This window comes from Candidatus Nitronauta litoralis (assembly GCA_015698285.1).
Classification (GTDB): Bacteria; Nitrospinota; Nitrospinia; order Nitrospinales; family Nitrospinaceae; genus Nitronauta; species Nitronauta litoralis.
Window position 1 is genome coordinate 699,058 of the sequence record CP048685.1, and the last position, 13,158, is coordinate 712,215.

Annotated in this window: 9 protein-coding genes and 1 pseudogene; 3 read left to right on the forward strand and 7 right to left on the reverse strand. The window is 49.6% G+C overall.

The features are described 5' to 3' along the window. Window positions 1-32 precede the first annotated feature (32 nt). The 3 genes from G3M70_03210 (at window position 33) to G3M70_03220 (ending at window position 5,178) form a co-directional block, all read left to right on the forward strand. Window positions 33-1,844, forward strand: coding sequence for a radical SAM protein (locus G3M70_03210; protein QPJ60950.1), 1,812 nt, complete (start codon window positions 33-35; stop codon window positions 1,842-1,844). An 801-nt stretch (window positions 1,845-2,645) separates the two neighbouring features. After that, window positions 2,646-3,761 carry a tetratricopeptide repeat protein gene (locus G3M70_03215; protein QPJ60951.1) on the forward strand — a complete coding sequence of 372 codons (1,116 nt, stop codon included), beginning with the start codon at window positions 2,646-2,648 and terminating at the stop codon, window positions 3,759-3,761. Window positions 3,762-3,792: 31 nt separating this feature from the next. Continuing rightward, window positions 3,793-5,178, forward strand: a complete 1,386-nt coding sequence (locus G3M70_03220; protein ID QPJ60952.1) for a hypothetical protein — start codon at window positions 3,793-3,795, stop codon at window positions 5,176-5,178. Between the two features lie 95 nt (window positions 5,179-5,273). Here G3M70_03220 and G3M70_03225 read toward each other — a convergent pair whose 3' ends face one another. The 7 genes and pseudogenes from G3M70_03225 to G3M70_03255 all read right to left on the reverse strand — a co-directional run bounded on the left by G3M70_03225 (window position 5,274) and on the right by G3M70_03255 (window position 13,108). After that, the gene (locus tag G3M70_03225; protein ID QPJ60953.1) at window positions 5,274-6,806 is read right to left on the reverse strand and encodes a hypothetical protein; all 1,533 of its coding nucleotides are present in this window, start codon (window positions 6,804-6,806) and stop codon (window positions 5,274-5,276) included. 111 nt (window positions 6,807-6,917) lie between these two features. Continuing rightward, window positions 6,918-8,540 (reverse strand): c-type cytochrome, encoded by a 1,623-nt coding sequence (locus G3M70_03230; GenBank protein ID QPJ60954.1) that lies wholly within the window; start codon window positions 8,538-8,540, stop codon window positions 6,918-6,920. Continuing rightward, window positions 8,494-8,877 (reverse strand): annotated as a pseudogene (locus tag G3M70_03235) (hypothetical protein). Before G3M70_03235 ends, G3M70_03230 begins: the two are co-directional and overlap by 47 nt. Before the next feature lie 251 nt (window positions 8,878-9,128). Further along, the gene (gene glgP / locus G3M70_03240) at window positions 9,129-10,868 is read right to left on the reverse strand and encodes an alpha-glucan family phosphorylase (GenBank protein QPJ60955.1); all 1,740 of its coding nucleotides are present in this window, start codon (window positions 10,866-10,868) and stop codon (window positions 9,129-9,131) included. 16 nt (window positions 10,869-10,884) lie between these two features. Next, on the reverse strand, window positions 10,885-11,265 hold the full coding sequence (locus G3M70_03245) for an STAS domain-containing protein (GenBank protein ID QPJ60956.1): 381 nt from the start codon (window positions 11,263-11,265) through the stop codon (window positions 10,885-10,887). A 161-nt stretch (window positions 11,266-11,426) separates the two neighbouring features. Further along, on the reverse strand, window positions 11,427-12,188 hold the full coding sequence (gene phnC, locus G3M70_03250) for a phosphonate ABC transporter ATP-binding protein (protein QPJ63692.1): 762 nt from the start codon (window positions 12,186-12,188) through the stop codon (window positions 11,427-11,429). Beyond that, on the reverse strand, window positions 12,185-13,108 hold the full coding sequence (locus G3M70_03255) for a phosphate/phosphite/phosphonate ABC transporter substrate-binding protein (GenBank protein ID QPJ60957.1): 924 nt from the start codon (window positions 13,106-13,108) through the stop codon (window positions 12,185-12,187). The genes phnC and G3M70_03255 overlap by 4 nt, the downstream gene beginning before the upstream one ends. Window positions 13,109-13,158 lie beyond the last annotated feature (50 nt).

The following is a 13,158-nucleotide window of genomic DNA, read 5'->3' on the forward strand; positions in this document are numbered from 1 at the left end:
GAGCGATAGAAATCCAACAAAAGAAAGTCTCGATGAAAACTGCCCTGGTTTTTCCACCTCAATGGTTTCCCAGCCAGCCTTACCTGGCATTGCCCACGCTCAAAGGGTATCTGGAAAAAATGGGACATGAGGCAGACCAGTTCGACTTCAATCTGGAAACCTACGACACTTTCCTCACCAAAGATTACCTGCTTAAGTGTGTGGAAAAAATCCGGCAGCGCCTTGATTCCCCAGCTTATACCCCGGAAGAAAACGAAGTGAAAAAGGTCTACCGTCAAATTTTGGGCGATAGAGGGTTTCTGGATTCTGTACTTGATGGTGTGGAGGATGCCAAGAATGCACTCCGGGATGAAGACATGTTTTTCCAGTTCCCGGTTTACAAGCAGGCCTACACCACGCTTAAGATTGCGATGAAGCTGATCTCCTACGCTCACTTCCCGAGTCGGATCGATCTGGAATCATATTTCATGCAGGGCAATCCTGAAGAGCATCTCGGTGGCATTTTAACGGCAACTGCCGACCGCATCGCTAACCCTTATCTCAGCCTGTTCGAAGAAAAGTTCATGGACCGCGCTAATTGGGCGGAATATGGGGTGCTGGGTATATCGATCATCCACGTCGGGCAGGTCATCGCCGGATTGACTCTGGCTCGCATGATGCGCGAGCGATTTCCAAACCTGCACGTGGTCGTGGGGGGCAGTGTTTTCACCCGACATATCGACATCCTGGACAACAAACAAATCCTGTTCGAACAGTTCTTCCACAGTCTGATTTTATTCGAAGGTGAACACCCGCTGGAGAGGCTTGTCACAGCGGTAAAGGAGAAATCCTCTCTGGACAGCGTTCCCAACCTGGTTCACTTAAAAGATGGCCAGGTCATCCATAATTCCAAAGCCGAGTCACTCTCTTATGAAAACCTGGCTCGGCCAAACTTTGATCAATTGCCTCTCAACAAATATTTCATGCCCTACCCTGTACTTCCCTACATGGCAAGCCGGGGCTGTTATTGGGGCAAATGCACGTTCTGCACTCACAGCCATATATATGAGTCCTACTATCGCAAGGATAACGAAGAACGAGTGGCAGAAGACCTCGACTATTTTGGAAAGCGCCACGGCACGCGCTACTTCACTTTCTCGGACGAAGCCATCTCTCCAAATGCATTCAAACGCATGTCCCGCGCCATCTTAAAAAAAGAGGTCGACATGCGTGCTTTGGGCATGCTCAAGTTCGAAGCCGATTCGGTAGAAACCGAGGACCTGTTTCACGATGTTTTCAAAGCAGGTTTCATCATGCTGTTCTTCGGGCTGGAAAGCGCAAACGATCGAATACTGGATTTGATCGACAAGGGCTGTGATCAGAAAACAGAAGAGATGGTGCTCGCCAACAGCTCCAACGCAGGCATCTGGAACCACCTGTACCTGTTTTTTGGATTCCCAACGGAAGAACGCCATGAAGCAGAAGATACGATTGAATTCACCTTACGCCATAGTGAACTCGGGACAGGAAGTATCCATTCAGTAGGTCAGTCCACTTTCACCCTGGAAAAAGACTCCGCGATCTTCCACAATCCCGGCAGGTTTTCCATAGACAAAATTGTCCACGACCCGGAACGGGACATGGCGATCATGTTTGACTACGAAATCAACAAGGGCATGCCGCGCGATGAAGTGCAGGATGTGTACGAACGTTTTGATGGTTTGATACAGGAAAACTTCCCTTCCCACAAGATCTGGAAATTCCTCTCCAGGGAACATTTTCTTCTCTATCTCGACAGATTCGGTCGCGACAAGGTAATTGCCATGGCCCAGGACGAATCCCTCATCGAAGCCCTAGAAGTTTAAATTCCCGGCCTAAAACCAAAAATATCCTTATTTTCCCTTTTCGCAGACTAGATCAGGGAGCATGTGCCAATCAACACCCTGTTCTATTGGAGGCCAGGAGGTGGCAGAGGAGGCCACAGCGGGGGGTTCCCTTGGCCAGGTGGGTTCTACGGAGACAGGCTCGCTTGTTCAAGAGTTTTTTGTCTCTTTTCTTGAAACTTGATCCGTATGTCTTCCCGGTTTTGCTCGCTTGCGCTTTGTTTATTTTGCCGCTTTCGATCCTCATCTGTTAACAAAGCCGAAATCACCTCCAAATTTCTCCATCCCCTCATCAATATCAGTCATGTCCTGGACCGGGACAGGTAATGACTGGGTCAGAAGAAACAATTGGCCAACTGGTTTTTCGGCATATAAAAAAACTCCTTCCAAAACAAAACAACCCCAGAAAAACCAACCACTTATGTAATTTCCACCACAAGGGCACCTGAAAATAACCGCTTGTCGAATTGATGAATTTTTGATGGGGTAAACACAACCGGGGGGCGAATTGGCCTTCAGGCCCAACCTGTTTTCGGAATCATGTTAATTCTAGGAAGTAAAAAACAGAACTACTCTGGAAAACAGGCCTCTATCTTTTCTAGAAGAAAATCATGGTCCCAAAACCTTGCCGGTTAGCCAGGCCGGTTTTTTTTTGAATGGACAACACAATAATTTAAAAGGCCTTCTAAGGGTTTGACACCTTGTGCCGGGATAACATAGAATCGTACTATTCTATTGAAATCCGGGGTTGTGGATGCAATCCCATCAAAAGGGACAGGACACATGGCTGAAATTGATGTAAATGAGGATTTTGACGTCGAGGGCTTCCGGGACGATCAGGAAAGCAAGAAAAAATCGGACTGGGTCACCATGAAAATACATCCCGAGATTTTTGAAGATCTGGGAGTTCGCGATCCGGAGCAGATCAAGTTTGAGACCGCCATTATGAAAAAAACGCGGCAGGTCAAAAAGGAATTGCGTAATGACCCGGACAATCTCGATCTTCAGGTTGAGCTCGGTACCCTTTATATTGATGGCGGAAACTACGATGAATCCATCAAACTGCTGAATCAGGTTATTCAGAAAGACAGTTCCCATGGGAGAGCGCACAAGATCCTGGGAACGGCCTATGCCCTGTCGAATCACGAAGACGAAGCCATCCGTGCTCTGTCACGGGCATCCGAACTTTCTCCCGGTGATGCAGAAGTCCATTTCAACCTGGGAGGCGCGTTCATGCTCAAAGATTTTTTTGAGAGTGCCGCGCGCGAATTTCAAAAAGTCCTGGAGATCGACCCGAGTGACAATATGGCATACGCCAACCTGGCAGCGGCCTACGATGTCATGAAGATGTATACCGAGGAAATCTCTGTTCTTAAAAAGGTCCTGATGTTTGATCCTGAAAACCTGGAGCTCCGATCCGCCCTGAGTACCGCTTATTTCAACGACGGTCGTTTCGATGAGGCTTTGACCGCTGCCCGCTATGTGGTAGACCTCAACGAAAAAGATCCCCAGGCATGGTGCAACCTGGGCAGCTGTTACTCTGCCAGCAATATGGTGGACGATGCCATCTCGGCGTTCAATCGCGCCATGGAACTGGAACCGGAATATGCAGTGCCTCATGTCAATCTGGGCAGCCTTTACGCGTCCGTCGGTCGAATTGAAAAAGCCATTAAAGAATATAAAATCGGCACGGAACTCAATCCCGGAGATGCCATGGCCTGGCTCAATCTTTACAAATGCTATAAGGACATTGGCCGCCATGACGACTCCATGAAAGCCCATGCCAGGTACGAAGAGTTGATCCGCGAACAACCGGCTGAAGGCGGTGACAAAGCCGACTTTTCCGGAATTCCAGGTGGAGTCTCCACCACCGGGAACTCTGCAGGAACCGATCAATAATCCGCGCGGTCTTTACTGACCAGGAGACCGCATGCGACCGCCACCACCCAACGTCCGTCCGCTTGGCGACTTTCAACCGGCAGATTTCTGGCAAACCCATGCCAATACCATTTTTTATGGTATTCAAGGACCGGGAATCCACGATCATTTCCAAACCTTCGTCAGTCGAGACCATCGTCTTGCTCACGCGCTTGCCGAGCAGTTTTATGATTCAGTCTGCAGCAACCAGATATCGGGTCCACTGGGAGTCATGGAATGGGGTATTGGGAACGGGAACCTGGCAGGATCATTTCTATCATTTCTGAAGTCACACGACTCCGAAGGCCGGGTCTACCCGAGACTGCGCTACCACCTATGTGATTTTTCTGAGGAAATTTTAAAGGGAGCCCGCAATCAACTCCGTCTTCAAGACCACCTGGAGCTCATTGAGTTCGTCCAGGTAAACGCTGAATCGGGCAAGGTAGAGTCTGATGCCCCGGTTCATCAGATCATCTCAAATGAAATCTGGGACGACCTGGCCACCAAGGTGCTGGTCAAATTAAACGGAGAGTTTTTAGAAGAATACCTGCAGCCGTATCTCGATCCTGCACAAGTGACTCTGGCTTTCGATGATTTTGCAGATGCTTTCCGGGAAAAAGACCTGGACCAATTGAAAACCCTGCCGTCTTTTCTTGAACACATTCATTGGGAACGCACGCTACGTAAAACGGACATAGCCGATTTGCCCCATTCAGGTGAAATAAAAAACCATTTTGAAAAAATCGATGACAGAATTCCGGTGCCAGTCAACACGGGGGCGTTTAACACCTTAAAAAATGCACACAATCTGCTGGCAGAATCTTCCTGTGGTTACACGGGGTTTGACTACGGCATGCTGGGTTACGAGGAATTGAATCGGGTGGGCCGACCATACTTTAAACTGTATGGCGGACAATACACCAATATGGTCAACTTCCCTTTGCTCAAAAGCATCGGAGAAGCCATTGGCTTCCCTCGCATCACGCTTGCCCCCCAGCAGAGTTTCGTATCCGACCAATTGGGGGAACCTGTTCTGAGTGCAGTTGACCTGGTCCAATCACATCCCAATATCAGAAGGCTGGACCCCTGGGATGTAGACCTGTTGATGATCCAGACTCTGGCCTCCCTGAACCAGACTTACAAAAGCCCCTACCGTCTCAAACTGGATTATCCACCGGTTCAAGGCACGCCCAAGAAACAACGCAAGCGACTTGCCGAAATGGTCAAGCAACTGAGTGGTACCGGAGTGCCCGATACCGTCGCCTACATCACTCTTGGAGAAGCCCGGGGTGCCCTGACACCTCTAAAAAAAATCGGCTACCGCGAGCAGGATATCGAAACCGCTTTTAATACGCCGCCTCCCCCTGTCGCCTTCGCTCATATCAATTTTTGTAAATAAGATTCTCCAAACAAGCCAGACACGAAAAGAAAAACCCGGCAAGGGCCAAAGCCCCGCCGGGTTTAATTAACTGAATCCTTTTTTATCCTATGGGATCAGGCAGAAGAAAGTTCCTTGTCTTCTTCCTCATCATCATCGTCGAAGTCGTCATCATCTTCAAAATCTTCGTCGTAACCCATGAGGAGCTCATTGTCTTCCACCTCGGGTGGCAGGTTGTCCAGATCTTCTTCTTCCTCTTCATGACCTGGAGGATCTGGAAGTTCGTCCCACACCACAACCCGGGAGTTCCCTCGATCACAAATCCATAGACGTCCCTGATCTTCTTCATCCTCAGGGTCTTCTTCCAGAAACATTCCATATGGATCGTTCAAGGTCGAAGCGGTAGCCTCATCCCATCTATTGAATTTACTTTCGAAGAATGTTTTTTGGCCAATGACAATATCCGCTGCCTGCCCATTCTCGGTAGGCAATTCTTTCCAAACCAGAACACGGTGATTTCCTGAATCGGAGATAAATAATCCTTTTCTACCGTAAACAACATCGGTCGGAAAAAACAGGCTGGCTTCATTAGCCCGACTGCTGCCCAGCCCCATATTCACATCCCGAGAATAGAAATCACGCTGACCAAGAACCAGGTCTGCGGGAACTCCGTTTTCGGACGGCACTTTATTCCAGATCAGGACCCGATTATTGCCCTGGTCCACCACAAACAGTTTTTGTGTTTCCTCGTGAAAGAACACACTGGTCGGGAAGCTAAGCGATTCTGGCGTAACCTGATCGAAATCACCCCGGTTGGGTTCGCGCTCGTCAAAACTAGTCTGCCCAAGACACACGTCTGCATTCCAACCGTTATTGAAAGGTGGCTTGCCCCAGATCAACACACGGTGGTTGTCTTTATCCGCAACAAAAATACGGTTGTCGTCCCCTGAACACATACCAAATGGGAAAAACAAGGAACCGGACCCAACCAGACCGCGGCGATTTGCCTCGCCACAATCGAGGTTATCCTGCCCCATCACAAGGTTAGGCGCCTCCCCATCATCTACAGGAATACCATTCCAGCAGAGCACGCGGTGGTTGCCACTGTCTGAGACATAGAGTTTGTTCTGGACCACCCAAATTCCAGCAGGAGCTGAAAGGGTGTCTTCTTCCGGTTTACTGATGGTGAAGCCTTCGAGGTTTTCATCACCAAGACCAGATGTCATTTCATCGAGAGTGGTGGTGATTCCTCTGTTTTCCAGACAATCCGCAAAATCCTCTTGCCCAAGCACCAGGCTCGAAGGTTCGCCGTTTTCTTCTGGCAACGTGTTCCATACCAGCACCCGGTGATTGCCCCGGTCTGAAACGAACACCATATCCCCAAAACGGTGGACGAATTGAGGTTCCATCAATGTATTGTCACTCGGGTCGTCCGCTCCGCGGTTTGCCTCCCGTGTTTCAAAGTCACTCTGACCCAAGACGAGAACAGCGCCGGTTTCTACTTCGGCTTCTTCCTCAACCTCCTCGACCTCGTCCATCTCTTCTTCAGTAAGAGCGTCCTCCTCAATTTCCTCTTCCTCCAGAGCATCATCGGCTACTTCCAGTGCCTCTTCTGATTCTCCGGCCCGCTCTTTTTCTTCGTCGGACATTAACCTACCTCCCAATCAAAAACGGGACCATGGAAACATTCCATGATCCGGTAAGATACCTTCTCAATCTCATCGTAGCTCGATGCCCCATATCATAACCCTGAACAGGGTTTATGGCAAATTGAGTCTCTGCCACATTGAAATGGTTTTTCGACCGTTCCTGTCCTGCAGCTTTCCATCCCACACGGCAAATCCCATCAAAATTGGATGACCACTAGTGAACTTCACATCCCACTTGTTAAGGGAGTCAAGAGTTCGTCTGAAAACCACAGTCCATTTTCCGTCCTTGTAGACCCCTTTTCCAGTAATATTCTGTTTGGTTTTCGGTTGAGGTGTCAGGGTTCCAAAACCCTCGGCATTCAATTCCTCAATGGGAACCTCCCTGAAGGGAGACAGGGAATCTACCGGATTGACCTCACCCCCGAAAATCATGACATCCATGTCCATATGCTCATCTGTAGCGTATTCGAGGGCTTTTTTGGTCTCGATTTCTTTTTGCCAATCTGCCCGCCATTGCCAGATGTTGACGGGTTTACCACGATTCCCCATTCCAAAAAAAGGTTCATTATGTCCATGGGTGTGCAGCGTCACAGAACCCAGTGCGAACTCCAGGGCGATAGCATCTTTAAAGTCCTGATGCCGGCTCGAAGTATGGTTGGGGACGGGGTCATCCCAGGAAACCCGAAATGCGATGTCCTCGTCATTCATCAGGGACTGTAACTGGACCCGGTTTATCGGATCCCTTCTGGCATTGAGAGGGACCAGCTTGACTTCATTGATCGGCACATCGTTCCAGATGGTGTTCTCAGGCTCGTCATCCAATTCACTGGTGATTTTTTTTACATTCAAGTCAATTTCGTATTCGGCGGGCTGGAAGGTGTCTTTTTTAACCTTTGATTCAACAAATGCCGCCAGGTCCCAGCGTTCAGATTCGGTCAGGTGATGGTACGATTTCATTGGTGTTCCATCCACCCCGGTGCTGAGCGTCATGAAAATTTCTTTTTTATTGAAACCCCATTTATAGGTATTTGGATTGGTCAGGTCATAGACAAAAGCCCGATGGTCCCATATATCAAACAAGTCACTCGCCATCGGCCCTTCACCCTTGAGGTCGGTGCCATGACAGCGCTGGCAGCGTAATTCCTCATATAGTTTCTTTCCATGAGCCGAAGCTTCGGTTGTGGTGGGCGGAACCTGATTTATCTTGATCGGCTCTTTAGGTTTTTCGTTTTCGAATCTGGGAGAGAATTTTTTAATGTATTCAATGACCGACCAGGCTTCTTCTTCAGAAAGGGCGCTCTTCCAGGCGGGCATTGCGGTTCCCGGCACACCTTTCATGATGGTCTGGTAGATATCTTCATCGACCGGCAGGGACCCACTGGGTGTACTGCGATGCTTATAGATTCCCTTGCGGAAATCACGTGGCCAGGGGTAGAGATAACTTGTGGCTCTTCCCCCTCCGTTGCCATCTGCTCCATGGCAAAACACACACATGTGTTTGTAGACTGTTTCCCCTGCACCCCGGCGATACTGCTTGCCATCGCGCATGATCATTCCACCTTCACCGTGGCTCTGGTGGTTCCCGCCGTGATGTCCGTGATCTTTCTCCGGTTTTGCAGGGGAACTGGAATGGGCGAAAGCCGTTCCTGAAATCAGGAAAAAACCTAATAACAGGCTGGGGAAGGCATTAACGAACCGGGAAGTTCGGCACGGAGAGGGTATAAAGCGTTTCATTTCCATTCAATCCGTCCTCGCCAACATCAACCCAGATGTTCTGGCAGTTTTTGCGGAAGTCGATTCCCCGGCAATAAAACAGGGGATTTTTTTTCGTAAAATAGATGGTCGGGTGCGACACATAAATAGCCAGGGAATCTACCTTGGCAATGGCGATCGCTTCCTTGATCGTCACCTTTGCACTCGGCACCTTTTTTATGATTTTACGGGTGACCGCATAGTCGAGCTGGCCATCCAGATCAATATCGTAATAGGTTGCAATCAAACCGGGAATACTGAGTAATTCCCAACCCCGGTAGCTTGGTGCTTTCCACCCGGGTTCTTTTGGGATTTGATCCGCGTGTTGTTCGTCTTCTGACCGAAAACTGCGGCCGTCTTGAGCAAAAGCCGACACTTCAAACATCCCGGCAATAAACAGGAGCAGTACCAGGAAATTCCAGAATTCTTTCCTTGAACTAACCATGGGCATCCCCCTTCTGGCGAGTGATAAGTCAGTCGCCTAGTTTAAGGTAGCATACTTTGGGAGCCTCACGAAAGGCTAATCAGGAAATACCGGGGGATGGTTAATTTCGGTCTACAGAAATCAATTTAACGCCTGAAATAGGCCTTGGTTACATATTGCTCCATTTGACGCTGCGTGTGGAACTGAGAAGCGTTGAGCGCAATAGCGTGACGCATGATAGCCACCCAGGCAGGCCGGTCCTGGTAGTAAGTCGGGATCACTTTCTGCTCCAGTTTGTCGTAAAGCGCATTGGCGTCCAGCACATCCCGTTCCTCATCCGGCAATTCAGAGTGTGGGTCCAAACCTCCTATCGCCCACCCGGTAACCCCTTCAATGCATCCTTCTACCCACCAGCCGTCCAGAATACTGAGATTGGGAATACCGTTGAGTACGGCTTTCATCCCGCTGGTACCGGAAGCTTCGTACGGACGGATCGGGTTGTTCACCCAGACATCCACCCCACCTGTGATAGCGAAGCCGAGGTCCATCGTGTAATCCGGCAGATAAACTATTTTCAGTTTTTTCGAGCGGCCTTGAAGGATAGCTATTTTTTCGTGAATATCGTGGATGATTTCTTTACCCGCTTCATCTTTGGGATGCGCCTTGCCTGCAAATACGATTTGGAGACCAGGTGAATCCTCCGCTAACTTGATAAGACGATTCGGGTCCTGAAACATCAGGTTGGCCCGCTTGTATGCTGCAGCCCGTCTGGCAAAACCCAGGGTGAGTAAATTTGGATCAAAACCTGCCCCCTCAGGAAGATGCTCCAACAACTCCCTTTTACAATCCAGGTGGGCGTCCCACACTTCTTCTTCTGGAAGAATCTCAGCCTGCCTCAGGTAACGCGGGTCTTCCCGCCAAAGGGGTATATGCTGGTTGAATAATTTACCAAATTGATCATGCACCCAGGTGTAGGTATGGATGCCGTTTGTGATGAAATCGATCAGGTGCAAAGGAAACATTTCTTTCGATACTTCCCCATGCCGTTTGGCCACACCATTGGCGAACCGACTCAGGTTCAAACCGAGAGTGGTCATGTTTAACTGGTCTTCACCGCTCAATTCGCGTAACAGATCCAGCGGGATCTCGGTTTTCAACACACGCTCCACCAAATCGAACGGAAAACGGTCGTGCCCTGCAGCCACGGGTGTGTGGGTGGTGAATACACAGTTGCTGCGAACCGACTCCAAATCCCATTGCGCGGTTTCGTCCCAGGTTTCGGACAATGCCCGCTGGTTTTCCCGGAGCAGCTCTACGGTGAGCAGGGAAGAGTGGCCCTCATTCATATGAAAAGTTCTGATGTTATGGAACCGCAGTGCCCTTAAAAACTTGACCCCACCAATCCCGAGCAAAATCTCCTGTTTCAGCCGAAACTCACGATTTCCTGAATACAAAGATGAGCAAAGCTCTTTGTCTTCGTCCCGGTTCCCTTCAATACAGGTATCTAGAAACAGAATTGGAATACGATCACCCCGTATCCCGCGATAAAGAATGACCCAGGCCTGAACGAGAATGTCCCGTCCTTCTATTTCATTCAGAACTATTTTTTCCGGCAGCAGGATCAGTTTTTCAGAGGGATCCCATTCTACAGGGCGTTCCACTTGCCGTCCCTCCGCATTAATTTCCTGGCGAAAGTAGCCCTGACGGTACAATAGTGTAAGCCCCACGGTTGGCAAACCAAGGTCAGCACAGGATTTTAACGTGTCGCCTGCAAGAACACCGAGCCCACCGCTATAGGTCGGAATTTGGGTTTCGAGGCCTATCTCCATACTGAAATAAGCTATTTTGGGATCGTAAAGATCACCTTCGATAACACTGCTATTCATAAATTTAAAGGGGGAATCAGGAGTCGTGGGCGTCTATGGCATCGGCGACGTCATCGTAAACGTTGAACACTTCATGCAGCTTGGCCATGTCGAAAACTTCCTTGGGGGCACCGGTGATGGAGGCCAGAAAAAAACGACCTTCCAGCTTTTGCACTTTTTGCAGGGAATGGAGGAAAACACTGATGGTGGAACTGTCCATATAGGTGACCTTTTCGAGATTCACCACAAAACGACACAAACCACGGGCGATGTAAGCATCCACTAGCCGCTGCAGCTCACCCGAGTTGTAAACATCCATCTGGCCTTTGAGGTCGATGATGACGACTCCCGCTTCGTCGCGGCAGTCGATATCGATCTTGCCCATCATGCCCAGAATTTCCTTGTGGATTTTTTCCATCAGAGTCCTGTTTGTTGGGAGTGCCGCCTATATATAATATGAACCCGGCATCGGCACAAGTAAAATTCTTTAAATGCTATAATGCCCTGAAAAATAAAGTTTTTATTTCCCCCAGCACACCAGAACCAATGGCCTGTACAAAACGGAAATTCCGGGAACCTTCAGGCCGCTGTTTCGGCACCATACAATTGTTCAAGGAGGGCATCCTTAAATTCGCCTGGTGGACCATCAAATATCAACTCTCCATCACGGAGGCCCAGAATACGTCCTGCATATTCTCGCGCCAGTTCCGGCTGATGCAGGTTGCAGATAACCGTCACCCCATCCTGCCGGTTGATGTCTTTCAGATGATCCAGGATTCCCCTGGCTGAAGAAGGATCAAGGCTGGCCACGGGTTCATCTGCTAATAGGACCTTCGGTTTCTGCATCAGCGCCCTGGCAATCCCCACCCGTTGACGTTGCCCACCGCTCAATCTGTCGGCACGTTGATCCCAGAACCCCTCAAGCCCAAGCCTCTTTAAATGATCAAAGGCGGTGCGCCAGTTTTCTTTAGAAAAATGGTTGACCCAGGACCAGAGTGCTGGAGTATCTCCCAGGCATCCTGCCAATACGTTGGTCAGTACCGAAGCCCGATCAATCAGGTTGAATTCCTGGAAGATCATCCCAATGTGGTGTCGGATTTTCCTCAGTCGAGCAGGTGGGGCACCGGTCACTTCCTCACCGTCCAGCCAGATATGGCCTGTGCTCGGTTCGATCAACCTGTTGAGAGTCCTGAGGAGGGTCGACTTGCCTGCGCCACTGGGACCCAGTGTAACCACGAACTCTCCAGGCTGAATTTCCAGAGACAATTCTTTTAGTGCCTGGGTCCCTCCGTTATCGAAAGTTTTTGACACGTTTTTAATAACAACCTGAGCTTCGCTCATTTGCCGTCCTGTTGTTTTAGCCATCGACGGGCTTCCCGCACTGAATCGAACATCCCGTCGAGGTCGATCAACCCGCTGATCCCGTATGCTTTCTTCATGAGCTTCGCACCTTCTGGAGATTTTGAGATGGTGAGAAGACCGGCGCGAATCTTTTCCTTTAGGTTTTTGTCGAGGCCCTTGCGGGCACAAATGGTGTCATTGGGAATCTGCGGAGTGTAGGCAATCACACGGAGCTTTGTGTAGACATCAGGGAAGCTTTTTGCCACAGCCGCGCGCGCACCTTCATACGTCGCTCCAGCATCGACCTCGCCCTTCATGACAGACAACACCACGGCATTGTGGGATCCGGCAAACCGCGATTGTTTAAAAAATTTTTCCGGGTTGAATCCTTTTTTCAGAAGCAGGGTTTTTGGATACAGGTGGCCTGAGGTGGAAGCGGGATCAACAAAAGCGAAACTTTTCCCCTCCAGATCTCCCAGAGTCTGGATGTCACTGTCTGAGCGGACCAGGATCTGGCCGCGGTAAAACGGGCGGCCGAAATGAGCTACGATATACAGCAATTCGACATCATATTTTTCCCGCGCCAGGACATAACTGAATGGAGGCAGCCAGCCGATATCGCCCTTCCCTGCTCCCATGGCTTCGATCACAGCAGCGTAGCTGGTGGCAACCGAGGCCTCGATACTAAGACCTGTCTCGCGCTCCAACAGGGCGGCGATTTCTTCGCCACCTTCAAGAATAACTTGAGCTTCCCCGGAGGGTACAAACAACATGCGTACCGGGTTATCGGGACCACCCAATGACTCTCCAGCCTGGGCCGAAGCAAAGCTAATAAAAAAAAGGAAGGTTGAAAAAATTATTCGAAGGAAAACTGTTTTTTTAGGAGGTAACGGGCAGGGCAGAAGTCTATTTGCTTTCATAGGTGCATTATATCACCCGAAACCAGCTATCAAATGCCGATGAGATGGAA